The following is a 25,915-nucleotide window of genomic DNA, read 5'->3' as shown; positions in this document are numbered from 1 at the left end:
TTTGAACCCACTGAATAGCCTACTCATCTCATCTATTTTTTATCCTCTTTGTTACATGCTTTAATGGTGTTAATCATTACAAAGGCTCTCTGAATATGAAACAATTGCTCACAGCACTCCTATTTACCACCAGCATGACGGTAAGCGCCAACAACAGTGAATTCACTACAAAACAGCTACAACAAGTAGATGAGGTGCGCACCACCGCCTTTAAAAGTGATTTAAGCTATCAATTACTAGAATCACTCACCACTGAAATAGGCCCGCGCCTACCAGGCACCGAAAACGATAAGAAAGCCGTTGCTTGGGCAAAAGCAAAGTTTGATGAATTGGGCTTTGATAAAGTCTGGTTAGAAGAAGCAACCTTCCCTGAATGGCGTCGCTATAGCGAAAGCGGAAAAATACTCACTCCAAGCGAGCAACCTCTGCATTTAACAGCACTGGGTAACAGCATTAGTACACCCAAAGAGGGGATCAACGCACCTGTCGTCTTATTCGAAACCCTTGACGAATTAAAAGCTGCACCGGCGAATAGCTTAAAAGGTAAAATTGCTTATATTAATTACCATATGAACCGTGATATTGACGGCAATGGTTATGGCCCCGCGGTAAAAGCCCGTGCTACCGGAGCAATTGAAGCGGCTAAAAAAGGCGCCGTTGCCTATATGATGCGCTCAGTTAGCACTGGCCACCATCGCTTTGCACATACCGGCGGTAGCTATTATAAAGAAGGGGTAACTAAAATACCTAACGTGACTATTGCCAATCCTGATGCTGACCAAATAGCACGATTAGTCGCATTAAACAAAGACGTGTCGGTTAATATTAATGTACAAACCGAAAACCTAGGCGAGGGCACTGGTTATAACGTCATTGGCCAATTTAATGGTACTGAAAACCCTGAGCAATATGTACTTATTGGTGGGCACTTAGATTCGTGGGATTTAGGTACTGGCGCTCTGGATGATGGCGCTGGCGTTGCCTTAACCATGGCAGCAGCAAAGCATATTAGTGATGTAAAACGTCCTAAGCGCAGTATTCGCGTTGTGCTTTTTGCAGCTGAAGAACTCGGCCTTTGGGGCGCAAAAGCGTATTTTGCAAAGCATAAAAATGAGCTTAATAACATTGTGGCTGCTGCAGAGTCTGACTTTGGTGCTGATGTAGTTTATGGCTTTGAATCAAATGTAAACGCAGCTTCACTGCCAGTAGTGCGCGCGATTGCCAAAGAACTTGCGCCATTAAATATTGAATACATTGGCCAAAATGAAGCTAAAGGCGGACCCGATCTCATCCCATTTAAAAATGCAGTCTCTGCGCCTATTTTTGAACTGGCACAAGATGGTACTGACTACTTTGATTACCACCATACAGCGGATGACACCCTTGATAAAGTGACACCCGCTAAACTTCGTCAAAACACCGCTGCTTATGCTGTATTTGCGTTAATGGCCGCCGACGCTAAAACGACCATTAAACCAAAAGCACGCACTAAAGAGTAACTGACATAATTACTTACAGTTTGCTGCTTTAACTAATACGCTCATTGTTTTAACTTAAAGAGAATTAAAACAGGGAGCGTATTTTCATGCTGCTTTTCAATACCAGTGAGTCTTTTCCTCATTTTACACAAGTACAGTGCTGCCCTAATTGCAAAAGTAACAGCTATCACTTAGTTAACCAAAGCCGCTTTTTGCGCTTTACTATTCTTCCTATAGTTCCGATAAAGTTGAGCTATAAACGCGAGTGCTATCAATGTGGACATTGTGAGCCTACAAGCATTAAAAAGTTACCCCTGTTCGAAAAGCTAAGCCTACCCAAATACTGTATTGGGTTAGTTTTATTGCTGTGGGTATTGTTATTTTTTTACAAAAAACACCTTAATGCTGAGGCACTAAAACAAAGTTATTTAACCAACCCCAAAGCCTACGATACCTATTTAGTAAAGGCCGATAAATTCACTCATGAACCGTGGACACTGACTAATTTAAAAGTCGCGCAAGTGCTGAGCTTTGATCAGCAATTTATAACGTTTCAGGTGAGTAATTACAGCTATAAGCGCAGCAGCGCTATAACCACAGCAATGCGTGCCAGTTTATTAGTGCAAAGAGATTACTTTTCGTCTAAAACCATCACCCTGCCTCGTAATGAAATAAAACGCTTATACAAGGATGACATTATATTCGACGTACTGCGCCCCTATGCAAATAGTTTATATGGTGGATTTGTGATGTTTCCGCCACAGCCAAAACCTTTATATAAAGGAGTAAAGCTCGATAAAAATAATCAACAAGGAATTATGTACCACAAAGATGGGCAATACGATGAGGCGCTAGAAAGCTTTACTCTTGCAGCGCAAACAGGTTCTCAATGGGGGCAACTAAATCTGGCGCAAATGTATCGCGACGGGCAAGGCACAGAGAAAAACGCCCCACAAGCTATTTATTGGTATAAAAAAGCCATTGCTCAAGGTAATAGCAAAGCTAAACACGAGCTTGAGCAATTATGTAAAAGTGCACAATGTGAATAATGTAAAGTAGCGCGATTACGCCGCGCTACTATGGGTTTTAAAGAGCTTAGTATAGGTTACATGCATAATAACAATAACCAAACCCGCAACCACACCAAGTAAGCCATCAAATACTAAAGGGGCTAGCATCTCACCTACCCCACCTAAAGTTGACTGGGCGTAATGTGTGATATCAATCTGCGTATGATGCAGTAACTCAACACCATGCACTAAAATTCCACCCCCCACTAAAAACATGGCGATTGTACCTGCAAAGGCTAAAAACTGCATAAGTCGGGGAGCTGCTGCAAGTAGGCCTTTACCCAGTAATTCTTTAAATTTATTTGCAGAGAGTTTTGATTGGTTAAGTAAATACAATCCAGCATCATCAAGTTTTACAATTCCAGCTACCAGTCCATAAACACCAATTGTCATGATGATGGCAATAACACTTAGCACCAGTGCTTGATTCATTAACGTAGCCCCAGCCACAGTCCCTAAGGTAATTACAATAATTTCAGCAGACAGAATAAAGTCAGTACGAATAGCACCTTTTACTTTTTGCCTTTCATATTCAACTAAATCTAACTTTTCATCATCATCTATCGTTTCCTCATGAAGAGGTAAAAAGCGAGCAAATACTTTTTCAGCGCCTTCAAAACATAAAAATAAACCACCCATCATTAAAAGTGGCGTAATTAGCCAAGGCAACCACACACTAATTAATAACGCAGCAGGGACTAATATCGCTTTATTTAAAAACGACCCTTTTGCCACCGCCCATACTACCGGCAGCTCTCTATCGGCAGTGACCCCTGTAACTTGCTGCGCATTGAGCGCCAAGTCATCTCCTAGTACGCCTGCCGTTTTTTTAGTCGCAACTTTGCTCATAGTCGCAATATCATCAAGTAAGGTCGTTATATCATCAAGTAATGTTAAGAGGTTAGTGCCAGCCATGATATTCCCTAGCTAAAAATAAGAGCTTAAACATAACGTAAAGCCTTATTTTCACCAACGGTTAATTTAGCTTTGCTAAGCTCTCAATTAACCAAGCGACTAAATAAGTAAAACACAGCCTAATGAAACACTACGCCATTACTATTGCTTTAATAGCCCTGGTTGCATGCAATGAGCAACCCATTACAACAAACTATATGTGCGATAATACCGCTGCACAGCTAGATATTATTAGCAACAAACAGGCGACGCTCCGCTTTAATAAGCATGATTATTTATTAACTCATGAGGTGAGTGCTTCTGGTAGCAAATATATTAATACCAAGGTACTGTTTTGGAGTAAGGGCGAGCAAGCTATGCTAATAATTGATGGAAAAAAATACCAATGCATAAGCAATTAACCATTAACTAACAACATATTAAAAAACTTGCTACACTAACAAAAGTCTTAATATTGTTGATAAAGTTATGCATTCTATCGCTATAAAACATAAAATAATTTTAGCCTTTTCAGCTATTGGCCTGTTAATGCTCACCAGCTGCATATTTTTTTACTGGTCACTCCATCAAATCAGTACCACTAATTCGCGCATAGAAACGTTAGCGGTTCCGGTACAGCAAGCGAGTAAAGACCTGCGTTTATCGCTACTTTCAATTACTAAATTTAACGCCATTGCTTACAGCCAAACTAAACTTGATTTACTGCTGCAAAATAAAAAGCAAGCACACGCAGAGCAAACACAGTTTTTTAATAAATTAGAGACGCTAAAAGCACAAGTTGCCAAGCAACAAAGTATGCAAACATTACTTGTTACTATTCATAATGACTTCACTGAGCTAAATACAATAAGCAACGACATGCTTGCAGCAAAAGAGCAACGCTTTAAGGCGCAAAGTACCGCCGCAGCACTGACAGTTACCTTTAATGAACAGCTTCGCGATCTGAGTAACCAATTACTTGATATAGAGCTTATAAACGTAGCAGGCAACCAGCAATCGCTTTTAAATGCAGTCTTTGGCACAGCGACTCGAATTGATGATTTATTATTTACTCTAAACAATAATGTCAAAGGCATCGGGCAAGTAACCACCTCTGAAGATATCAATGCCCACCAACAGGACACTTCTTTTTTACTCGATAATATTCAATCTAATCTTAGTTATTTAGAGCAACAAGCCTCTCCTATTGCAAATAAGCTCAACGCCAATGAGTTAATAGCGGCGTTTAACGATTTAAGCAGCCTATTAAATAATCCTGATGGGCTGTATGCATTGCAGAACACTGTACTCAATAGCAAAGACAAGGTTGATCAGCGGTTTGAAAGTTTTCAACATGCTTTTATCATTATAGAAAATCAGCTAATTGAGCTTAATAAACTTGCAGACACGCGCTTTAACTCCCTGCAAGAGAGCGCTAAGTCAGCAATCAATACCGGCTCTAGCTTAGTTATTATTATTGCTTTTGTTTTAATTGTTTTGCTGGTTATTATTTCAGTGTTTACTACTAACGCCATGCTAAAACCACTTAAAAAGGTGAATAAAGAACTCGCACGCATAGCCTCAGGTGACTTTTCACAGCGTAGTAATCCTCTAAGTAAAGACGAATTTGGTACCTTACTGCATAATACCAATAAGCTTTGTGATGATTTAACTCACCTAATAAAAGGGATCAGTAACGACGCCTACGAACTCGATAATTCAGCCATTCAAACCAGTGAAAAAGGGCAACAAATGACCATCGTTGCTAAGCAACAGCTGGAACGCAGCGCACAAGCAACCTCATTAGCGCAACGTATGCTACAAAGCTCACAAGCCGTTTACGAACAAGCGCAGAGTACCTCAAATGAAATAACGAATGCCTCGCAGTTTGCAAATGATGTCAATGACATTGCAAACAACAATAGCCAAAGTATTGAATCTCTTTTAAGCCGCCTAGATAAAGCCGTCAGCAGCACCGAGGAGCTTGCACAATACACCCAACTGATTGGCGCGATTGTTGATACGATTAGCAGTATTGCAGAGCAAACCAATTTGCTAGCGCTTAATGCGGCCATTGAAGCAGCAAGAGCCGGTGAACATGGTCGAGGATTTGCCGTAGTGGCCGATGAAGTGCGTTCGCTTGCAGCACGAACACAAAGCTCCACTAGCGAAATAACCACCATGATCAACACACTACAACAACATACTCAGACTACCCAAGCTGAAATAAATGATGGTCAACAACAAGCCAAACATTGTGTTGAAAACAGTACTGAACTAAATGCAGCCGTTGAGCGTATCAAAAGCACGTTAGTATCGGTCAATGCAATGAGCAAAGACATTGCCCATGCATCGCATGAACAACTTGCAAACAGCACTGATATCCAACAAATAATGGCTAAGGTAACCGATCATGCCACCTTAAATGCCGACAATGCGACGACCCTAGCAAGCGAAAGTGAAGATGTTAATCAACTTGCACACTCTTTAAAAGGTGCGGTAGAGCGCTTTAAGTTTTAAGTGCAAGTAATGACTTGGCTTGCATGAACTGGGTATAATACTTTTAACTTTTTGCTAAGTAACGGCCCACAATGAAATACAAAGATCTACGCGATTTTATCGATTTACTTGAAAAGCGAGGCGAATTAAAACGCATCAGCCAAGAAATCGACCCGTATCTTGAGATGACCGAAATTGCCGATCGCACACTGCGTGCTAAAGGCCCCGCTTTATTATTTGAAAACCCGAAAGGGTATGACATGCCTGTTCTAGCTAACTTATTTGGTACACCTAAGCGTGTAGCAATGGGCATGGGCCAAGAAGATGTCAGTGAATTACGTGAAGTTGGTAAGTTATTGGCATTTTTAAAAGAGCCAGAGCCACCAAAAGGCATTAAAGAAGCCCTTGGACAAATTCCGGTATTTAAGCAAGTCCTTAATATGCCAGCCAAAGAAGTAAAAAAAGCGCCTTGCCAACAAGTTATTTTACAAGGTAACGATGTTGATTTAACCAAGCTTCCTATTCAGCATTGCTGGCCTGGTGATGCTGCGCCTTTAATTACTTGGGGTTTAACCGTTACCAAAGGGCCTTATAAAAAGCGTCAAAATTTAGGGATTTACCGCCAGCAGTTACTTGGCAAAAATAAAATTATTATGCGTTGGTTATCTCATCGTGGTGGCGCGCTTGATTTTCAAGAGTGGTGCAAAGAACACCCTGGTGAGCCGTATCCGGTATCAGTGGCATTAGGGGCTGATCCTGCCACAATTTTAGGGGCGGTTACTCCGGTCCCCGATACATTAAGCGAATATGCTTTTGCCGGTTTATTGCGTGGCAGTAAAACGGAAGTGGTTAAGTCTATTTCGAATGATTTACAAGTACCGGCCAGCGCAGAAATCGTGCTTGAAGGGCATATTATGCCAGGTGAAATGGCACCTGAAGGCCCTTATGGCGACCATACGGGTTACTATAATGAAGTCGATGACTTTCCCGTTATGACAGTCACTCATATTACTCATCGTAAAGACCCTATTTATCACAGTACCTTTACGGGTCGTCCGCCTGATGAGCCAGCAATTTTAGGGGTGGCTTTAAACGAAGTATTTGTGCCAATTTTACAAAAACAGTTTCCAGAAATCGTTGATTTTTATTTACCGCCAGAGGGCTGCTCGTACCGTATGGCCGTGGTTACGATGAAAAAACAATACCCCGGGCACGCCAAGCGCGTAATGATGGGGGTTTGGTCATTCCTACGACAGTTTATGTACACTAAATTTGTTATTGTCTGCGACGATGACATTAACGCCCGAGATTGGAACGATGTAATATGGGCTATTACTACCCGTATGGATCCTGCACGCGACACCACGTTAATTGAAAACACGCCAATAGACTATTTAGACTTTGCATCGCCTGTCTCTGGCCTTGGTTCAAAAATGGGCATGGATGCAACCAACAAATGGCCTGGCGAAACAACCCGTGAGTGGGGCGAACCTATTGTTATGGATCAAGCCACTAAAGATCGCGTTGATGAACTTTGGGATAGCCTAGGTATTCTTTAACGACTTTGGTCTAGGCTATAAACTCACCCTGCGGATATGCTACTATTGCTCAAATAAAGTGCGTATCCGCTAATTTAAGGTAAAACATGCAAACATTACACGCTGACGTTGTTTCTATCAGTCCACTAACAGAATTTGTTCATAAAGTTATTTTAAAGCCGCAGCAACCCGTCACATTTGAAGCTGGCCAATATTTACAATTGGTTTTAGGTGAAAAAGATAAACGTGCGTTTTCAATTGCAAGCCGTCCTTCACAAACGGATGCTTTAGAATTACATATTGGTGCTTCAGTTGCTGACTCATATGCTATGCAATCGCTAGAGCACCTTCGTAGTGCCCACAATAATAATCAAACCGTGACTATTGAAGCGGGCTTAGGTGTTTCTCAACTACGTTTGCAGTGCGAGCGCCCCATTATTTTACTTGCTGGCGGCACAGGCTTCTCTTACGCAAAATCAATGGCCGATCACCTTGCTGAAATAAATTGTCAGCGCCCAGTGCTATTTTATTGGGGTGTTAAAGAAGAGTCTGCGCTGTATGCACACAGCGAAATGAAAGCTTGGGCAGATAGTCATAAGCACTTCGAATTTATTCCTGTGGTAGAAAATCCTACTGACAGCTGGACTGGCCATACTGGTTATGTGCATAAAGCGGTAATGGACGATATCATCTCGCTTGAACCTTACGATATTTACATGGCAGGTCGTTTTGACATGATAGGCATAGTGCGCGATGACTTTATTAGCCACGGTGCCATTCGCGAAAACATGTACGCGGATGCATTTGCTTTTATAAAATAACAGAAAATGCATCATTTTTAAGGCACCTTAGGGTGCCTTAATTGTTTTTATTGCCCGCCATTACCGCTGCGATGATTGTTATTACCTATTAAACTCATCAACATAAACAATTTCCTAAAATCCAATCTATAAACCATACTTTGTATAGAACATTCAGCGGGAGAAACCTAAATGCTAAATACAAAAGTAAAAGATTTTATGCAACACAAGTTGCCTCATATCACCCCTAATACAGAAATGACGACCGCCATTGCAGAACTACAAAAATTTAAATTGCTTGGTGCCCCAGTATTTGACGATAACAAGTTGCTAGTAGGTTTTATCTCTGAGCAAGAGCTACTTAAACCCCTAATGCAAAGCAGTTATTTTTGTGACGGTATGGTAAAAGTATCGCAGTTGATGCAAACAGAAGTTGTGACGGTCAGCGGTGATACCAATATCATGGAATTAGCAGAACAAATGCAACCCGGTAAGCCAAAGAATTACCCTGTGGTTGATGGTGACGTTGTAGTTGGCATGATCAGCCGTGCCGATATTTTAAAAGCACTTTATGATAATTACGTTAGCTGTCAAACTCACATATAAACAAAAATGCCACTGTAAACAGTGGCATTTTTTTATAGTACAGGTGATTAACGCTGTGCGACTTTGGTTTTGAGTGCCTGTTTATCTGCATCACTTAAATACGCAATCTCAAGTGCATTGGCTTGCGCTTTTTCCATATCAGCTTGCGATAAACCAGCTTGTGGCGCTGCAGTTGCATATTCGTACTCAATTTCAATCCCTTCAACAGCCGGATCATCGGTATTAATGCTGGCCAAAATGCCATGATCTAAAAACTGTTTAAGCGGATGCTTAGTTAAGTCATTTACTGTGCTGGTTTGAATATTGCTGGTTAAGCACGATTCAATACCAATATGGTTATCACGTAAATAATCCATTAGCGTTGAGTCTTCAATCGCTTTAACGCCATGCCCTATTCTGCTTGCGCCAAGCTCGTTTAATGCCTGCCAAATACTGGCAGCACCCAATGCCTCGCCAGCATGCACAGTAACCGCTAAATATGCATCGCGTACTTGTTTAAAGTGATCAACAAACAGTTCACCAGGGTAACCAATTTCGTCACCGGCTAAATCAACCGCGACCAAATCATTTTTAAAAGCAAGTAAAGCATCCAGCTCGTGTTGACAGGTTTTAACACCGTAAGTACGAGATAAAATACCAATTAAGTTTGCTTTAATATCAGCATCTTTTGTTGCACTTTTAATACCATCGACCACGGCTTCAACAACGCCCTGAGGATGTAAACCTTGGCTTTGTGCCATGTAGTAAGGGCTAAAACGTAGCTCTACGTAATCAAGGCCTTGCGCTTGTGCATCTTCAATGTTTTCTATTGCAATTCGTCTACAGGCATCGTAATCACCCAGTACCGTGACCCCCCAATCAAGCTTTTGTAAAAATGCCATTAGGTTTGGCTCAGGATCAATAACCTGAACATGAGGAATAAGTGCCTCAACATTATCTGCTGGTAAAGCTATATTAAACTGACGACCAAGTTCTAGTATGGTTTGCGCGCGTACATTCCCATCTAAGTGACGGTGAATATCTAGCAAAGGTATTTTTCTATTAATCATAGTAGCTACTCGGTTGAATTAAAATTGCGCGAATGATACGCAGGTACAGTAATATTTCAAGTGTAGAATATTTAAAATGGCGCTTGGAGGTCTTATGTCTGCCTTTTGTACAAAAATACGTGTTACTTATCTAAACGAGATAAATAATACCAAAGCGTTTTAAATAGCTCATCAGCTTCAATAGGCTTGGTCATGTAGCTATCCATTCCAGAGGCAATCGCTTTTTGAGCGTCTTGTTCGTGAGCGTTGGCGGATAAACCAATAATAGGTAAATCAAAAAAACCTAACTCATTACGAATCACTTTTGTTGCTTGTAAACCATCCATATTAGGCATTTGAATATCCATTAATACTAGGTCGTAGTTTTTTTCGCTAAGCATCGCAATCGCTTCTAAGCCATCATTTGCGATATCAGCAATACCGTGTTTAGTTTCTAAAATAGCACTTACAACATGTTGGTTTAATGGGTTGTCTTCCACTATAAGTAATTGATATTTTTCTAAAGAAATATTACTCACATCAATTTTTGATAAAGCATCAGCACTGTATTTGGCTTTTGGCAGCGATGAATGAACTGGTAAGCTAAAAGTAAACGTAGATCCATGCCCCTCACTGCTTTTTAAATCAATAGCCCCTCCCATCAATTCGACCAATTTTTTACAAATACTCAAACCTAAACCAGTACCACCGTACTGACGTGACGTTGAGCTATCTGCTTGAGAAAAGGGTTTAAAAAGCTGTTTTTGAGCTGCAGAGCTAATGCCAATCCCGGTATCGTTAACACTAAAATATGTCATTTTTGATGATTGCCAAATCTTTAACGTAATACAGCCCTTTGCGGTAAATTTTACTGCATTATTTAATAAATTAAGCAGAATTTGCTTTAAACGAATAGGATCGGTATTGAGAATTAAATGCGCATCGCTGTCATACTCTAATTTTAAAGAAAGCGATTTACTCTCCACCTCAAATTGCATTAAACCAACGATGTCCTCGGCTAATTGCTTGAGGTTCACAGGCTCTTGCATTAACTCAAGCTTACCGGCTTCCATTTTAGAAAAATCGAGTACATCGTTTAACACTCTTAATAATACACTTAGAGCACCATCAGCTTGCTCTATATAGCCTTTTGCTTGCTGCCAATCCTGTTGTTGTAGCGCTAAATAGTGCATACCCTTTATGCCATTTATTGGCGTGCGTATTTCATGACTCATGTTGGCTAAAAACTGACTTTTTATAGCACTGGCTTCATCGGCCTTTTGTTTTTCTTGGCGTAGCGTGAGTGTTTGCTTTGCCACTTGTTCGCGAATCCGAATATTGGTAGCCGTCACAGAGATCAAAAATATAATCAACAACCACACAAATAACATACCCACTATTTGCGCTAGCCAGTATATGAACCACGATGATTTTAAAACGGGTTGATGCAGCTCAACGCGCCACATTCGCTGACCAATTAGCAACTGATATTTTTTTAGTAACACCATAGAATGATGCTCTGCAATATAAAGTGCCTGCTGTTTTTCAGCATTATTAATATCAAAAAAACTAATCGCAATACGCTCATTAGAGTCAAACGACAGCGACTTAGAAAGTTTAGCTAAGCTAACTACGGCAACAACAAATCCTTTAAAATCGCCTTCTGTTACCGCATTTCCAAAAACGGGATACATAAAAAATACACTTAATTCTTCGTTATTCGGTATCAGTGCTGTCGGTTCACTGATCACCAATTCATTAAGTACTTTAGATTTAGTGAGTGCTGTGCGTACTTGCTCGTTTGAACCTAAATCAAACCCAACAATATCTTTCATTCCCCTAAGTGGGTTTATATATTTTACGGGGTAATAGAGCTCTCGATAGGGGGCTTTTTGCCATTGCCCATTCGCTGATTTTTGTTTGATAAACGGGTTTTCGCTATCAACTTGCTCAATCCATGATTGATACTCGGCACGAGAATCATCAGTAATCGCAGGAACCCATTTAAAAGCGAGTATTTCTTCACTGTAGCTTAATTGTTTAGCTGTAAACTGCGTAAACTCACTAAAACTAACGTCTTCACTATTTGCTAAAAAACCACTTAATAAAGATAGATGCGCAATGATCTCATCTAACTTTTGATTTATAGCGCTTTGAGTCGCAAGCACTTTCGTTTCTTGCTTTTGAGTGTCTTTTTGTTTTTTTACACTCGCTGCACCATAAAAACTAATACTAATAATCGCATAAATAAGTAATGCAGGAACAATAACTTGTAGCCGATGGCGCATCTCAGAATAGTGAAATACAGCTAATAGTAATGGGGTAAAAATTAATACGCCAATGCTGTCACCTATCCACCAAGTAATAAAATTATCCAGCGCATTCGCAGCAGGGATGATCTGGTTAAATACTAATAAACTCGTGCCAGCAATAGCGCCTATAACACAGCAGACAGGACCTGCGATTACTAAGCTTTGAATACTTAATTTTAACGATGAAAGGTCTAGAGGGGCTTTTATTACTTTTGTAATTATTTGCGCGCCAAGCCATGCTTGCAAAAAAGCAGCGAAGCTGAGGCCAACTGCATGTAACAAAATTTGCCAGTTTAAAATATCAGTAACATGGTCTAAATGAATTAAATTAATCAGTAAAGAACCAGCAATAATGCCTAAGTAAGCGCGATGGCGCCATAATAAAAAACTGGCTAGTGCAATGCCTGCAGGTGGCCAAGAAGCCACGGCATAACCGTCAACTGCGAGTAATAAATTACTAAGATAACCAGTAAAAAAATAAGCGCATGCAAGACTAAAAGAGAGTGTAAACACATTTTTCATAGCCTTCGCTCCTGCGCTTTTAATTATTGATTTATAAAATATAATCCATTATTGATAGAGCACAAGCGCCTTATCTAATTGTGCGCTGTGTTTATAGCTTAGTATAGCTTGTTGTCGATACTGTGATTTGTTATCACTATTAAGCGCTTTGTCGAATACTCGTGCAGCTAAGTCATAATCACCTTGGGCATTCGCTAAACACGCCAGCGCTAATAATAACGCGTTATTGTGCTCGTCTTTTTTCAACCGTTCTTGAATGCTTGATTGCAGCTTGTAAGCATTACTTGGCGCAGCTTCACGTAAAATGTCGGCAAGTTCAGTGTGGTGCTTAGCGTGTTTGAGCATTTTAATTAACTCGTTTTCAATACTCGCCAACTGCCCTGTTTTTGCCATTTGAGTTAAGTACGCAGTGTGCGCATGTGCTTGCAATTTCTTACCTAATTGCTGGTACTTACTGGTTAGCTCATCACTCGCTTGAGCAGCAAAATAAGCTAAAAACACCTGCTGCCACTGCTTATCGCTCAATGCATCTTTACGTAATAAGCGCGGTAAAAAGTCTTCTAATATTTTAAAGTGTTGCTGTTGCACCAACACTTCAGTGTACAGTTTAAGCTCAAGTACCGTGGCTTTTTTAGATTCAGCCGCCATCCGTATTTGCGGTTCAATAACACTGCTGTCGCCACTGGCTAACCATAGTTTAGCCACTTTTAGTTGCTGCTCAGGGCTTATTTCAAACAAGTATTCCAGCGCTTTATCGGGTTGATTATTTGCCAGTGCAGCTTTTGCTAGTAACGCCAAACGTATGTCTAAAAATTTAGCTGGCACACTGTTACTTGATAACGCGCTTTCCACTTGCGCGTAATCGTCATTAATCAAGCTCCACAGTGCTTGCTCTATAGCTGCATGCTTGCGCTCTTGGCTGCGAGCAAAAAATCCATGTTTGGTATTTCTGTAAATAGATAAACAGTAGCGTACGAGTTTGTAAGTTAAATACAAAGCTGCTGCGCTCAGTGCCGCCATAATACAAAACGAAACAATCGTACCTTCTATGGTGGTGTTATTAAATGAAATCAGTACATAGCCTTTTTCATCTAACACGAAAGGAGTGATCGCTAATACCAATACAATAGCGACAATAAAAATGATCAACCCTATCATTGTGCCCACTCCTTAACTTGCTGAGTACTTTGCAATGTCACCTCAGGGTTAAAGTTAAGCGGCTCTTTTTCAAGGTTTACTAAAGTTTGTAGTACCACTTTTGTGGCATTATCATCTTGCTTAAAGTATTCAGTAACTAAACGTTTTGTGTCGTTTAAGGCGTTAAAATAGATGCTGGCTTGCTTGCTAATTAGTGCATCTTGCGCCTGAGTAATATTGAGCTTTATGCGCTGATTAATCAGGTGGCGCTCTCTATCAGTTAATAGCGGCTCTATTAATACCCCTTCGTGATGGCGAATTGTAATAAAGCTATCAACTATTTTATTCCAGCTATTTCGGATGTTTTGTTGCCAATCACTCATATTTTCAGAGAGCGCGTTTTCGTCAGTTACTGACGCTTCTTCTGGTAAATTAACCGCATTAAATACCAAGTTATCGATACGATCTCTTACACTATTTAACTGTAAGTAAATCGCCTCTGTTGCAACGGGTTTAATGCTATCGAGCGTTTGTATGTCTTGTATAATTGCTTGGCGTAACTCAAGCGTGCCTGGGTGGTCGCTTAAAAGTGAATCTAAACGTTTAAGCACTGCACTTGTGCCTTGGTAATCTTGTTCAGCCCACAATTTAAATTCGGCCATGCGTTGTAAGCTGGTCACTTCTTGTGGGTTTAATGTATTACCACTTTGCTGCACTTTTTGCAGTGCTGCTTTTAATGCTTGCTGATTTTTTACAGAGTTTTCATTAAGCGCCATAGCAGTTTGCTCTTCGCTCTTTTGTAACGCTTGCTGTAGACTGAGTTGCTCAGACTTAAGCGCTTGCAGCTCTTGCTGCAATATCTTATTTTGCTCTGTTAATGCATTAACCGCTAAATTTTGCACTTTACCGGCATTGAGCTTTTGATAAAACTCATAACCCACGCCACTGGCAACAAGTAACGAAATCACCAACGCTAAACTCCCCACCTTACTCACTTTATGGGTATTATTTTGCGTTTGATTATTGGCTTTTGCAGTGTCGTTTTTAGCGGTGTTAGACGTGTTATTGGCTATTGGCTGCGCTGCTGCTTTTTCTACTTTTGACGTCGCTGACTGTTCACTCATTTTGCTACCTTGCTGATTAATGCAGGCAAACATAGCGTGGTCGCTAGCCCCTGCCGCAGTATGTATATGTGTCGAATTTATTTTTTGCTGTTGTAAATAATCGCCAATACGCTCACTGGCAACATAAAATTCGCACTGTTGTAACCATGTTAGTTGCGCCGCGGTAAGGGTATTAAAAATGGCATCAACGGCGGCATTACTAGTAATGACTATACCGTGTACATTCTGGCTTTGCCAGTGGTCTATCCAGTCAGCGGGTTGTTGCGCTACCGGCTCACGCTGATACACCACACAATTATTTAAAAAAGCACCGCGTTGTTTTAAGGTTTTTGCTATCTCAGGCCGCCCACCAATACCTTTAACCAACACGATATTACTGCCATCAACCTCAGCCAATGACTTAAGCGCCAGCAACCCCTCAGAATCATGTTGTTTTGGCAAAGCAGCACGTACACCAAATACTTCATAAATGGTGTCGGCTGTTTGTTGGCCAACACCATAAAACTGCGCTTTGGTGTTAATTGCAGGCTTAAGCGCACTCAGTGCATGTACTGCATCTTGCGAAACAAAAATAATTTTGTCGGCATTAACCAACGGGCTTAGCTCAACGCTTGTTGGGGTTAAATACGTTATTTTTAGAACAGGACATAAAGACGCTTGATAACCCGCTTGCTCAAGTTGCTGTGCAAGGGCTGCGCCTTTTCCTTCGGGCCGAGTTATCAAGATGTGTTTCATTATGCGTCTCGATATACGTCAGCAAGGATTTTATCTGCGCCTTGTGCTAAGAGTTTTTTAGCCAGCTCAATCCCTAATTTTTCCGCATCATCAACATGCCCACTAATTTCATCGCGTAAAATTTCGCTGCCATCAATCGCCCCAACTAAACCACGTAAATGTACTTGCTCACCATCAACCAATGCATAAGCACCAATCGGAACTTGGCAGCCCCCTTCTAAGTGGCGGTTCATTGCGCGCTCGGCATTAACACGAATACGAGTTTCACTGTGCTCCAGCGGAGCTAATAAGGCTTTAGTAACTTCATCATTTATACGGCATTCAATACCGACAGCACCTTGACCATTAGCAGGTAACGACACTTCTGGCTCAATAAAGTCACGAATACGTTCACCCATTTCTAAACGAATTAGCCCAGCCGCTGCGAGTATAATCGCATCGTATTGACCACTATCAAGCTTTGCTAAACGTGTATTTACATTGCCACGTAAGTCACGAATTTCTAAATCTGGACGCAACGCTCTAATTTGGCATTGGCGACGTAAACTTGAGGTGCCAACAATGGCGCCTTGCGGTAACGCATTAATATTGGCAAAATTATTTGAGACAAACGCGTCACGCGGGTCTTCACGCTCACAAATAACGTGTAACTCTAAATCATCTGGAAATTCGACTGGCACGTCTTTCATTGAATGCACTGCAATGTCTGCTCGCCCATCAAGCATGGCTTGTTCTAGTTCTTTTACAAATAAGCCTTTACCACCAATTTTAGCCAGTGGTGTATCTAAAATAATGTCACCTTGAGTCGACATAGGCACCAGCTCTACACGCACGTCATCGTGAAAATGCTCTAGCTGCGCTTTTACAAATTCAGCCTGCCACAGTGCCAATGCACTTTTACGAGTAGCAATGCGAACTAACTTTGTTTTTTCAGTCATAAAATATCCATTAATAATTACTGGGGTCTGTTGACCTTCCAGGATTAAAACCTGTTCTATCTGAGGGCGATTTAATCAGCTAAAATTCTAAATTCTTTTTGCGCAATGAGTAAACCTCGCTCATCAACCACATCAACGCGCCAATTCCCTAACTGGGAATCCATAATATTTTTAGTTGAGTAAGTTCGGTAGCGCGGAGAAGTAACTTTGAGCGACACTTCCGCCATCACTTCGCCTTCAAATAACCAAATATGCTTTACCTGCTGACCTTGTAAGTTTTTAAGCTCACTAAAAAATGACAATGATTCTTCAAATTGGCTTAAACGCACATCGGCGGCAAATACATTGGTTGGTTCACGATTACTCACACTGCGCGTCAATACGGCTCGGCTAATAGTAGCTGTATCTATTTTGGCACCAATGGCCACACTCGCAACTTGTGCTGATTCAGCAAATACTTTTTGCTCAGCCTGTTTTTCACTGGCCGTTTCGGTTTCAGGCGTTTGGTTATCTGTTGCAGCCATGGCTGCTTCTTCAGGCTCAGCAGTGATCGTTGGCTCTACTTCTTGCTCAATAATACTTTGTTGAACTTCAGGCTCTGATGTTACTTGTTCGGTAATAGGAGCTGGTTTTTGCTCATCTGGGGAAAGGATTTTAGGTGCTGCAATTGCGACACTGCTCAGCAGCTCCTCATCAGCATCTGTTGCGTTTTCACTCTCTGCTGATGCTGCAGTATCATCGCTTAACGACACAATTGCTGTTTGTTGCTCAGTAGAATCGAACTGCTCATTAGGATGCTGCGCCCCTTGATCAGCATTCACAGCGCTAGACAGGCCGTAAATAACCGCTGCAGAGGTCATAATCACCAACATAGAAATACTCACAATCCGACGCCAATGCCACTCATAGCTCACGCTGGGTTCGCTAACCTGTGGTTCACGTTTTACATTTGCTGTTATTACTATTTTTTGACTCATTTTGACCCTCAGCGGCTCCTAAACTAACTTAAGCGAGAAATTAACCATTGGCGCACAGCTTGTAACTCTTGTGTACAAACCTGATGCCCCATAGGGTATTCTTGCCAACTCACATCCATGTTATGCGTTGATAATACTTCAAACGCACTTCTACCCGCGCTATGCGGTACAACGTCATCTTGGCTCCCATGAGCCATAAATATATTTAGCTGTGTTTGCTTTGCTTCATCAGCCAATTTATGTGGCACACACATATAGGTTGATAGTGCCATAACGCCAGCAAGCTTTTGCTCTAAACGCGGGGCTAAATGTAGCGATATGACGCCACCTTGTGAAAATCCCGCTAAAATAATTTTGTTCGCCGGTATGCCGTTAGCCATTTCTTGCGTTATTAATTGCTCAACTTTTGCTGCAGACTCCCTAACCCCTTGTTCATCTGCACGTTTGTCTAAATCCATCGATTTAATGTCATACCATGAGCGCATCTGCATACCGCCGTTAATAGTAACGGCCTGCATAGGCGCATGCGGAAATACAAAACGCACACCTAGTTCACTGGGTAAATCGAGCTGTGGCGCTACTGGGGCAAAACCGTCACCAGAATCACCCAAACCATGTAGCCAAATAACCGTGGCTTTATGCGTTCCCTGAGCTGGGTATTGAACAAACTCTAAACTCATAGCGATGATTGCCACTTAATTTCTTGACCCGCTTGACGTGTTGACGCTTCATTGATGAAACTCCAAAACTCTGCGCCTGAGCGGTTATCAATCCATTGACCATCACGCATTTCAAAATGGTGACCGTTAAATTTTGTTGCCACCCACACTTGATGCAAAGGTGCTTGCTTATTAATCACAATTTTACTGCGATCTGGAAAAATAATTTCTAAAATACCTTGAGCCGATTCATAATCTAAATCTGCTTCACAATCATCAACTTGTTCTTCAATTGTGAACATAAGAGCTTCTGCTAACTGGTGATATTCGTGATCAGTCATCGTTAATTTCCTTTGCAGGCAAGACGCCTAAATAATGGGTGCATGTTTGTACAGCTAGTGTAACAGGAATAAAATCATCCGCGAATAGCTGCATTTTTTAGATATTCTGTTACTCTGCGATTATAAAGCCAGCAACCGTATTAATCTAATGAAAGCGACATATACCTTACAATTAAAACAACTATTAATCAGCACCGTTTTGTTGTGTGCGTTAGCTGGCTGTGGTCAAAGCGGCCCGCTGTACTTACCAGAGCAGCCTACTGAACAAAATCAGCCAACAGACACCCCCAACAAGCAAACACCTATTGAGCAAAAACAGGAGCAGTAAATGGATTTTTTTAATTATAAAAACAACCAACTATTTGCTGAAGATGTCAGCGTAGCAACGATTGCACAGCACTATGGTACACCGTGTTATGTGTATTCAAGAGCGACGTTTGAACGCCATTATTTAGCGTTTGCCAATGCAGCTCAAGATCATAAAAGCCTAGTGTGCTACGCCGTTAAAGCAAATTCAAATATTGCAGTATTAAATATACTGGCGCGACTTGGTGCGGGTTTTGACATTGTTTCAAAAGGCGAGCTCGCGCGGGTCATTAAAGCGGGAGGCGCTGCTAATAAAGTGGTGTTTTCTGGGGTTGCTAAAACCGCTGACGAAATTGCTTATGCGTTAGAGTTAGGTATTAAATGCTTTAATGTTGAATCAATCTCAGAGCTTGAGCGCATTTCAGAAGTGGCCTGTGAGCTTAATCTAGACGCGCCAATTTCTATTCGTGTTAATCCTGATATTGATGCTAAAACACACCCGTATATTTCTACTGGCCTAAAAGAAAACAAATTTGGTATTGGTATCGAAACCGCGTTAAGTGTGTATCAACATGCAGCGTCGTTACCTGGCTTAAATATTGTTGGGGTTGATTGTCACATTGGCTCACAGCTGACACAAACCAAACCGTTTTTAGAGGCGCTTGATAAACTACTGGCATTAATTGATGAGTTAAAAAATGCAGGTATTGAGTTAAGCCATTTAGATATTGGTGGAGGCCTTGGAGTAACCTACGACGACGAACAGCCTCCCCACCCGAGTGAGTATGCAGCACAAGTAACACAGCGCCTTACTAATTATCGCCACCTTGAACTGATTTTTGAACCAGGGCGAGCTATTGCCGCCAACGCTGGGATTTTAGTGACTCAGGTTGAGTTTATTAAGCAAAATCAAGACAAGTACTTTGCGATTGTTGATGCGGGTATGAATGACATGTTGCGCCCATCACTTTATCAAGCGTGGCAAAAAATTATTCCTGTCTCGGTGCGTGATGACGAAACACCTACCCACAACTATGATGTGGTTGGGCCGGTGTGTGAAACCGGTGACTTTTTAGGTAAAGACCGCCCTCTAGCACTCAAACAAGGTGACTTATTAGTGCAGCGAAGCGCTGGAGCATACGGCTTTACAATGAGTTCAAATTATAACTCACGCCCACGGGTTGCCGAAATAATGGTAGATGGTGAGCAACATCATCTTATTCGCGAACGCGAAACCATCGAGAGCCTGTACCAAGGTGAGAAAATTTTACCATAAACGTTTTTGTTACCTAGCTGCTCTGTGGCATGATTAGCGCAGAGCAAAACCGAATTAGAGCGCTATGTTAGTTAATTTTTCCAAAATGCACGGCTTAGGTAACGACTTTGTTGTGATTGATAATATTACACAAAACGTTTTTTTATCCCGTGATCAAATCAAAAAGCTGGCCGATCGCCATTTCGGCATTGGGTTTGACCAATTACTGATGGTTGAAGCCCCTTACTCACCCGATCTCGATTTTCACTATCGGATTTTTAATGCCGACGGCCACGAAGTAGAACAATGTGGTAACGGCGCCCGTTGCTTTGCCCGCTTTGTGCGCATGAAAGGCTTAACCAATAAACATAAAATTAGCGTTTCAACTAAATCTGGTAACCTCACCCTGTATATTGAAAAAGACGGCCAAGTAACGGTTAACATGGGACACCCTAATTTTGAGCCAAGTAAAATCCCGCTTAAAGCAACCAAACGTGAGCTGACTTATATTATTCGTGCAGAAGAACATACCGTTTTTAGTGGTGCTGTTTCTATGGGTAACCCGCATTGCGTCATGGAAGTAGACGACATTGAAACGGCACAAGTGAGTACCCTTGGCCCGTTGCTTGAAAATCATGAACGTTTTCCACAGCGCGCAAATATTGGCTTTATGCAGGTTATTTCTCAAGAACACATTAAACTCAGAGTGTGGGAACGTGGTGTAAGCGAAACACTTGCTTGTGGTACCGGTGCGTGTGCCGCTATGGTGATTGGCTTTATTCAAAACAAGCTCACCAGCACAGTGCAAGTTGATTTACCAGGCGGTAGCTTACAAGTTCGCTGGAGTGGCGAAGGCCACCCAGTGCGTATGACAGGCCCCGCTGAACATGTATTTGATGGGCAAGTTGCACTATGAGTGAATTAACTAAACAGCAAGTAATAGATTACTTACAACAGCACCCTGATTTTTTAATAAATCAACCTGCGCTATTAGCGCAACTTGAGTTACAACAGCAAGTTCAGGGGGCGACTTCGTTAGTACATATTCAGCAACGTCAACTACGTGAACATAATACTCAGTTAAAACATCAAATCGAGACGATGACCAAGTATGCCACGCAAAATGAACTCGTGTACCGCTTGTTCAGTCAATGCCATCGTCAGCTTTGGAGCAATTATGACTTTAATACTTTGGCAAGTAACTTACGCAACATTATTTGCATGAGCCCGACTATTAATGAGTGCAAACTCGTAAGATACGACAGCACGTTTGAGGGCTTAGTAAAGCATAGATTGTCAGATAGTAATCATTATTTAGGGCGGGTAAATCAGCAAGAGCGCGACTTACTCTTTAATGATGATACCCAATCGACTGCCCTGTATTTAATTGGTGAACCCACTAACCCTTATGCTATTTTGGCTTTTGGCAGCCACGATGAGAACCACTTTGAGCCCTCACAAGATAACTTATTTGTGTTAGATTTTGTACGCTCATTACAAATACGGTTACTGGAACTGGCATGAGCGACGACACGCCAAATATTAGCGACTTAAGCGATAGCTGGCGTACACCCATTACATTATTTAGTGATTACTTAAAATTTGAACGCCAGTATTCAGCGCACACCGTCAATCAATATGTTAGCCAATTAGGTTTTGCCGCCTTGTATTTTAATAAGCTATGCGACAATTGGTTTGCCGTACAAAGTGAGCACATTCGCCGTTACAGCATGGCGCTGCGCGCTAAGCAACTGAGCGGCAGAACAATCAGCTTAAAGTTAAGCTGCATTCGAAGTTTATATAAGTTTTTAAAAGCAAAAAATATTACTGAGCAACCGCATTACCATAACCCCGCGCAAGGGATAAAAGGCCCTAAATTTGCCAAGCCTTTACCTAAAAATCTTGATGTTGACCAAATGGCACGTTTACTCGAAATCCCCGATGACGATCCACTTGCCATTCGAGATAAAGCCATGATGGAACTCATGTATTCATCAGGTCTGCGCATTAGCGAGTTAGTTGGTGCTAACATGCAGGATATAAACGCCCGTAATGGTGAAATACTGGTACGTGGTAAAGGTGCAAAAGAACGGCTAATACCGGTTGGCTCTAAGGCCCTTGAGGCATTAAAGAAATGGCTCGCGGTTCGGCCGCTATTTATGGGCGCAGACGAACACGCGGTATTTTTAAGTAGTAAAAAAAACCGTATCTCTGTGCGCCAAGTCCGTTTGCGAATGCAAGAATGGGGCATTAAACAAGGTATAAGCTCACAAGTGCATCCGCATAAATTACGCCACTCATTTGCGTCGCATATTTTAGAATCGTCTGGCGATTTACGAGCAGTACAGGAGCTATTAGGCCACAGTAGTTTATCTGCAACCCAAGTTTATACTCATTTAGATTTTCAGCACTTGGCTAAGGTGTACGACAACACCCATCCACGAGCTAAAAAACGAACCGATTAGGGTAATAACCATGATCCGATTTAATCGCGCAATTTCTCCTTTTTCTGTACTAAGCTTTGACTTAGACGACACCTTATACGACAACCGCCCAATCATAACCGCAGCCGTTCAGGCGCAAATTGATTATTTAAATGCGCTGCCAGGCTATAAAAAACAGGGGCCACAGTTTTGGCAACAATGCCGTGAGCGAGTTGTTCAACACCAACCTGAACTCATTGATAACGTCACTCAGTGGCGTAAACATACCCTACGCTTAGTTTTGTCTGAGCTTGGTTTTAAAGACGATGAAGTAGAGCATCATGCACACAGTGCTTATCAAGCATTTGCTGATGCGCGCAGTAATATTGAAGTGAGCGAAGACGTACTAACATTGCTCGATAAACTAAGCCAGCACTACAAATTAATTGCCATTACTAACGGTAATGTAGAGGTTGAGCGTTTTAATTTAAAAGATAAGTTTGAACTGGTGCTGCAAGCTGGCCTGCACGGTAAAGCTAAACCACATACGACCTTATTTGATCAAGCTGCAACACATTTGCGTATTAACAACAGTGAAATTTTACACATAGGTGACAGCCTTGATAGCGATGTGCAAGGTGCTAATAACGCTGGCTGCCAGTCTGTGTGGTTAAATAATCAAGCACAAGCCTATGCCTACAAAGGACTTGCTGATATTGAAATAACCAACATTCATGCGTTAACCCATTTAATTGGTAAATAAACTATGCTTGTTTTATTGGCTCAATTGAATATAAATCAATCATAAGATAGGTTAGGGGTAATTACTTAACAATATCTTATAATAACAAGGACAGCGTATGACGCTCACAAACTACTTAACAACGCTCGCGAATGAGCCTAAAAGCATTGGTTTTGCTGATACTATGGCCGTTATTGATGAGCATTATACTTTTACAGCGTGCAGTTTTAGTAACCATGGGTTATTGAGCTCTGCGAGTGAAAATAACGGTTCATGCAAAATTTTTGCGTTTGCTAAGCTCAATGGTCTTAGTAAGCAAAATACATTAGATTGTTTTGGGGCATTTTATCGCGAAGACGTACTAAACAACCCAGATGCAGACGATCACATGAATATTCGCACCTTTATGTTAGCGCCTGAAGCCACCCCATTTTTAGGTATTACCTTTGATGGTACGCCATTAACAGCAAAAAAATAACGCTCCAATCAGCGTTATTTAGCCACTATTAGCGGTTTTTCCATAAAGTAACGAGTGCCATTAAGTGGGTAATTATCAAGTTGATATTTAACTTGGTAACCCCGTTTTTCATAAAAAGGCTTGGCTTGAAAGTCTAAGGTGTCAAGCTGAGCCTGAACGGCACCCATTTCAATTGCTGCATTTTCAAGTGATGTTAATAACGAATCAGCCAAGCCATTGCCTCGTGCAGATTCATCGCACCATAACCAGCTTATTAGCAACCAGTTACCAAACACATGACCGCTTATGCCTGCAACTAACTCACCTTGTTTATCGAGATATTTAAAGCCAAGAGGTTGACGCTGTGCGTCGAAGTGCTGAGCATTAAACTCAAGCATGTGCGCGCGCAGTGCTTGATTTAATTGCTCAGAATTATCGGGATGTAATAGGTACATTGGATGATTCCAAATAGACCTATATTAGCAAATACCTGATATTAAAACAGGTTGTTTTGCCCAAAGGGCACTTCGAGCATATTACTGGAAATTTTTTCTGGTTGACCACACATTTCATCATAAGCACTGGTGTGCCTTAGCATCATTTGTGCATAGGCGATATCTTCAAAGCGTTTTTGAATATGTAATGGGCTTAGTGCCTTCACAAATTCACCATTACTTTCTTGTACATAGTATTCAACATTATTAATGACAACAGACACTTGGTACAAGGCCATTTCCAGTGAATGAACAACCACTTTTTGTAATGGCTGATGCTTTTTTAGTTCTGAAAATTGAATACCCATAGTAACCTACCTACTGTTAAATTAACTGTCCAAGTAATCAATACGCAGCTTTGCTATAATCGCGATCAATATTTTTTAATTACACGGCATTATGGATACAAAAATTCGACTCGCTAAATACATTGCTCATGCCGGTATTTGCTCACGAAAACAAGCGTCGCGCTTGATTGATGAAGGCGTTGTCATCGTTAATAATCGCCCCGCTAATCATATTGATCATGTGGACGAAAACGACCGTGTTATCGTTAATGGTCACGCCATTAAAGGCCCAGCCGATTTAGTGTACTTTGCCTATCACAAACCGGTAGGGATTGACTGTAAACTCAATCATCACGACCCCAGCAGCCTTATCCATCACCTGCCTCAACTTACCCGTGTTTACCCTATTGGCCGCCTTGATAAAGATTCTCGTGGTTTAATTATCTTGACCAACGACGGAGACTTTTGTAATCAACTGATTCATCCAGACTTTCATCAACCTAAACGCTATTTAGTCACTGTGAATAAACCATTAGACGCGCATTTTTGTGAAAAAATGGCGGCAGGCGTCCCCGTTGATAAGCAAATAACACGACCTTGTGAAGTAGTTAAAATAGCGAGTAATCAATTTAGTATTGTTTTAAAACAAGGGCTCAACAGGCAAATACGTAAAATGGCGCATTACTGTGGCTACACAGTCATTGATTTATACCGCGTACAGATCAGTGAATTACTATTAGATAATTTAAACCTCCCAGAAAACCACTTTATAAAAATTAACAAAAACGATATTTTAAGCCAATAAGCTCACACTAATCCCCTCCCTTTAGCGTGATTAAAAAACAAAAAATAAACTTGCAAAAATAGATTACAGGTGTAGTCTTAAATAAAAGATTACACTTGTAGGCAATAAAATGATCGAATTATCAAAAGCAGAATTTGAAGTGCTGGATGCACTCTGGATTAACTACCCCGCCACAGCCAGCCAAATTATTGAGCGTTTAAGTGACGATAAACAATGGCACGAAAAAACCATTAAAACCTTATTGGGTCGTTTAGTAAAAAAAGGCGCGCTTAGCTTTGAAAAAGACGGCCGCCAATATATTTACACCCCCTGTATAAAGCGTGCTGATTATACTTTAAAAGAGAGTAAGAACTTCATAGAGCGCTTTTTTAGTGGTCGTATTGCCCCTTTGGTAAGTGGCTTCGCTAAATCGGAGCAACTCTCTCAGCAAGATATAAACGAGCTTAAAAAAGTCATTGATGACTGGGAAAAGAATCAAAAGTAAGGAG

At 41.3% G+C, this 25,915-nt stretch carries 27 protein-coding genes; 16 read left to right on the top strand and 11 right to left on the bottom strand.

The features are described 5' to 3' along the window. The first annotated feature begins 95 nt into the window (after positions 1 to 95). Both ND6B_RS07790 and ND6B_RS07795 read left to right on the top strand, forming a co-directional pair. On the top strand, positions 96 to 1,499 hold the full coding sequence (locus ND6B_RS07790; RefSeq protein WP_033103677.1) for a M20/M25/M40 family metallo-hydrolase: 1,404 nt from the start codon (positions 96 to 98) through the stop codon (positions 1,497 to 1,499). Positions 1,500 to 1,585: 86 nt separating this feature from the next. After that, positions 1,586 to 2,527 carry a tetratricopeptide repeat protein gene (locus tag ND6B_RS07795; RefSeq protein WP_033103676.1) on the top strand — a complete coding sequence of 314 codons (942 nt, stop codon included), beginning with the start codon at positions 1,586 to 1,588 and terminating at the stop codon, positions 2,525 to 2,527. A gap of 15 nt (positions 2,528 to 2,542) precedes the next feature. On the opposite strand, the gene ND6B_RS07800 is transcribed toward ND6B_RS07795, so the two are convergent. Continuing rightward, the gene (locus ND6B_RS07800; protein WP_033103675.1) at positions 2,543 to 3,463 is read right to left on the bottom strand and encodes a DUF808 domain-containing protein; all 921 of its coding nucleotides are present in this window, start codon (positions 3,461 to 3,463) and stop codon (positions 2,543 to 2,545) included. A 122-nt stretch (positions 3,464 to 3,585) separates the two neighbouring features. Between ND6B_RS07800 and ND6B_RS07805 the strand changes: the two genes are divergently transcribed. The 5 genes from ND6B_RS07805 to ND6B_RS07825 all read left to right on the top strand — a co-directional run bounded on the left by ND6B_RS07805 (position 3,586) and on the right by ND6B_RS07825 (position 8,885). Next, the gene (locus tag ND6B_RS07805; RefSeq protein ID WP_028834856.1) at positions 3,586 to 3,864 is read left to right on the top strand and encodes an MliC family protein; all 279 of its coding nucleotides are present in this window, start codon (positions 3,586 to 3,588) and stop codon (positions 3,862 to 3,864) included. Positions 3,865 to 3,931: 67 nt separating this feature from the next. Continuing rightward, complete coding sequence (locus tag ND6B_RS07810; protein ID WP_033103674.1) at positions 3,932 to 5,962, top strand: methyl-accepting chemotaxis protein; 2,031 nt, start codon at positions 3,932 to 3,934, stop codon at positions 5,960 to 5,962. 71 nt (positions 5,963 to 6,033) lie between these two features. Then, the gene (ubiD, locus tag ND6B_RS07815; RefSeq protein ID WP_033103673.1) at positions 6,034 to 7,500 is read left to right on the top strand and encodes a 4-hydroxy-3-polyprenylbenzoate decarboxylase; all 1,467 of its coding nucleotides are present in this window, start codon (positions 6,034 to 6,036) and stop codon (positions 7,498 to 7,500) included. Between the two features lie 86 nt (positions 7,501 to 7,586). Further along, positions 7,587 to 8,300 (top strand): NAD(P)H-flavin reductase, encoded by a 714-nt coding sequence (fre, locus tag ND6B_RS07820; protein ID WP_013463738.1) that lies wholly within the window; start codon positions 7,587 to 7,589, stop codon positions 8,298 to 8,300. Positions 8,301 to 8,471: 171 nt separating this feature from the next. Beyond that, the gene (locus ND6B_RS07825) at positions 8,472 to 8,885 is read left to right on the top strand and encodes a CBS domain-containing protein (RefSeq protein ID WP_013463737.1); all 414 of its coding nucleotides are present in this window, start codon (positions 8,472 to 8,474) and stop codon (positions 8,883 to 8,885) included. A 47-nt stretch (positions 8,886 to 8,932) separates the two neighbouring features. Here ND6B_RS07825 and add read toward each other — a convergent pair whose 3' ends face one another. The 8 genes from add to cyaY form a co-directional block, all read right to left on the bottom strand. Then, the gene (add, locus tag ND6B_RS07830) at positions 8,933 to 9,934 is read right to left on the bottom strand and encodes an adenosine deaminase (protein ID WP_033103672.1); all 1,002 of its coding nucleotides are present in this window, start codon (positions 9,932 to 9,934) and stop codon (positions 8,933 to 8,935) included. Positions 9,935 to 10,056: 122 nt separating this feature from the next. Then, positions 10,057 to 12,747, bottom strand: a complete 2,691-nt coding sequence (locus tag ND6B_RS07835) for an ATP-binding protein (RefSeq protein WP_033103671.1) — start codon at positions 12,745 to 12,747, stop codon at positions 10,057 to 10,059. Between the two features lie 48 nt (positions 12,748 to 12,795). Beyond that, positions 12,796 to 13,905, bottom strand: a complete 1,110-nt coding sequence (locus ND6B_RS07840) for a heme biosynthesis HemY N-terminal domain-containing protein (protein ID WP_028834861.1) — start codon at positions 13,903 to 13,905, stop codon at positions 12,796 to 12,798. Beyond that, entirely contained in the window at positions 13,902 to 15,743 is a 1,842-nt protein-coding gene (locus ND6B_RS07845; RefSeq protein WP_033103670.1) for a uroporphyrinogen-III synthase, read from the bottom strand. Before ND6B_RS07845 ends, ND6B_RS07840 begins: the two co-directional genes overlap by 4 nt. After that, the gene (gene hemC / locus ND6B_RS07850) at positions 15,743 to 16,681 is read right to left on the bottom strand and encodes a hydroxymethylbilane synthase (RefSeq protein WP_033103669.1); all 939 of its coding nucleotides are present in this window, start codon (positions 16,679 to 16,681) and stop codon (positions 15,743 to 15,745) included. The genes ND6B_RS07845 and hemC overlap by 1 nt, the downstream gene beginning before the upstream one ends. Positions 16,682 to 16,752: 71 nt before the next feature. Further along, positions 16,753 to 17,658: a DUF2914 domain-containing protein gene (locus tag ND6B_RS07855; RefSeq protein WP_033103668.1), complete on the bottom strand. Its 906-nt coding sequence runs from the start codon at positions 17,656 to 17,658 to the stop codon at positions 16,753 to 16,755. 23 nt (positions 17,659 to 17,681) lie between these two features. After that, complete coding sequence (locus ND6B_RS07860) at positions 17,682 to 18,338, bottom strand: alpha/beta hydrolase (protein ID WP_024601983.1); 657 nt, start codon at positions 18,336 to 18,338, stop codon at positions 17,682 to 17,684. Continuing rightward, positions 18,335 to 18,658: an iron donor protein CyaY gene (gene cyaY, locus ND6B_RS07865; protein ID WP_013463729.1), complete on the bottom strand. Its 324-nt coding sequence runs from the start codon at positions 18,656 to 18,658 to the stop codon at positions 18,335 to 18,337. The genes ND6B_RS07860 and cyaY overlap by 4 nt, the downstream gene beginning before the upstream one ends. Positions 18,659 to 18,806: 148 nt before the next feature. Here cyaY and lptM point away from each other — a divergent pair, with 148 nt between their 5' ends. The 7 genes from lptM (at position 18,807) to ND6B_RS07900 (ending at position 23,862) form a co-directional block, all read left to right on the top strand. After that, positions 18,807 to 18,986 (top strand): LPS translocon maturation chaperone LptM, encoded by a 180-nt coding sequence (lptM, locus tag ND6B_RS07870; protein WP_013463728.1) that lies wholly within the window; start codon positions 18,807 to 18,809, stop codon positions 18,984 to 18,986. Beyond that, positions 18,987 to 20,240 carry a diaminopimelate decarboxylase gene (lysA, locus tag ND6B_RS07875; protein ID WP_024601982.1) on the top strand — a complete coding sequence of 418 codons (1,254 nt, stop codon included), beginning with the start codon at positions 18,987 to 18,989 and terminating at the stop codon, positions 20,238 to 20,240. Between the two features lie 64 nt (positions 20,241 to 20,304). Further along, positions 20,305 to 21,135 (top strand): diaminopimelate epimerase, encoded by an 831-nt coding sequence (gene dapF, locus ND6B_RS07880; protein ID WP_013463726.1) that lies wholly within the window; start codon positions 20,305 to 20,307, stop codon positions 21,133 to 21,135. Further along, positions 21,132 to 21,743, top strand: a complete 612-nt coding sequence (locus ND6B_RS07885) for a DUF484 family protein (protein ID WP_033103667.1) — start codon at positions 21,132 to 21,134, stop codon at positions 21,741 to 21,743. The genes dapF and ND6B_RS07885 overlap by 4 nt, the downstream gene beginning before the upstream one ends. Continuing rightward, complete coding sequence (locus ND6B_RS07890) at positions 21,740 to 22,684, top strand: tyrosine recombinase XerC (protein WP_013463724.1); 945 nt, start codon at positions 21,740 to 21,742, stop codon at positions 22,682 to 22,684. The genes ND6B_RS07885 and ND6B_RS07890 overlap by 4 nt, the downstream gene beginning before the upstream one ends. A 10-nt stretch (positions 22,685 to 22,694) precedes the next feature. Then, positions 22,695 to 23,405 carry an HAD-IA family hydrolase gene (locus ND6B_RS07895; RefSeq protein WP_013463723.1) on the top strand — a complete coding sequence of 237 codons (711 nt, stop codon included), beginning with the start codon at positions 22,695 to 22,697 and terminating at the stop codon, positions 23,403 to 23,405. A 97-nt stretch (positions 23,406 to 23,502) separates the two neighbouring features. After that, positions 23,503 to 23,862 carry a HopJ type III effector protein gene (locus tag ND6B_RS07900; protein ID WP_033103666.1) on the top strand — a complete coding sequence of 120 codons (360 nt, stop codon included), beginning with the start codon at positions 23,503 to 23,505 and terminating at the stop codon, positions 23,860 to 23,862. Positions 23,863 to 23,876: 14 nt separating this feature from the next. Here the strand turns inward: ND6B_RS07900 and ND6B_RS07905 are convergent, their stop codons facing one another. Next, positions 23,877 to 24,296: a GNAT family N-acetyltransferase gene (locus tag ND6B_RS07905; RefSeq protein WP_033103665.1), complete on the bottom strand. Its 420-nt coding sequence runs from the start codon at positions 24,294 to 24,296 to the stop codon at positions 23,877 to 23,879. A gap of 41 nt (positions 24,297 to 24,337) precedes the next feature. After that, a complete protein-coding gene (locus tag ND6B_RS07910) occupies positions 24,338 to 24,643 on the bottom strand; it encodes a DUF6482 family protein (protein ID WP_013463720.1) in 306 nt (101 codons plus the stop codon). 91 nt (positions 24,644 to 24,734) lie between these two features. Here ND6B_RS07910 and ND6B_RS07915 point away from each other — a divergent pair, with 91 nt between their 5' ends. Both ND6B_RS07915 and ND6B_RS07920 read left to right on the top strand, forming a co-directional pair. Further along, complete coding sequence (locus ND6B_RS07915; protein ID WP_013463719.1) at positions 24,735 to 25,427, top strand: pseudouridine synthase; 693 nt, start codon at positions 24,735 to 24,737, stop codon at positions 25,425 to 25,427. 109 nt (positions 25,428 to 25,536) lie between these two features. After that, entirely contained in the window at positions 25,537 to 25,911 is a 375-nt protein-coding gene (locus ND6B_RS07920; protein ID WP_013463718.1) for a BlaI/MecI/CopY family transcriptional regulator, read from the top strand. Positions 25,912 to 25,915 lie beyond the last annotated feature (4 nt).

The sequence above is a fragment of the Pseudoalteromonas sp. ND6B genome, from assembly GCF_000764215.1.
GTDB lineage: Bacteria > Pseudomonadota > Gammaproteobacteria > Enterobacterales > Alteromonadaceae > Pseudoalteromonas > Pseudoalteromonas tetraodonis.
This window is presented reverse-complemented; position numbering and strand designations above follow the sequence as displayed.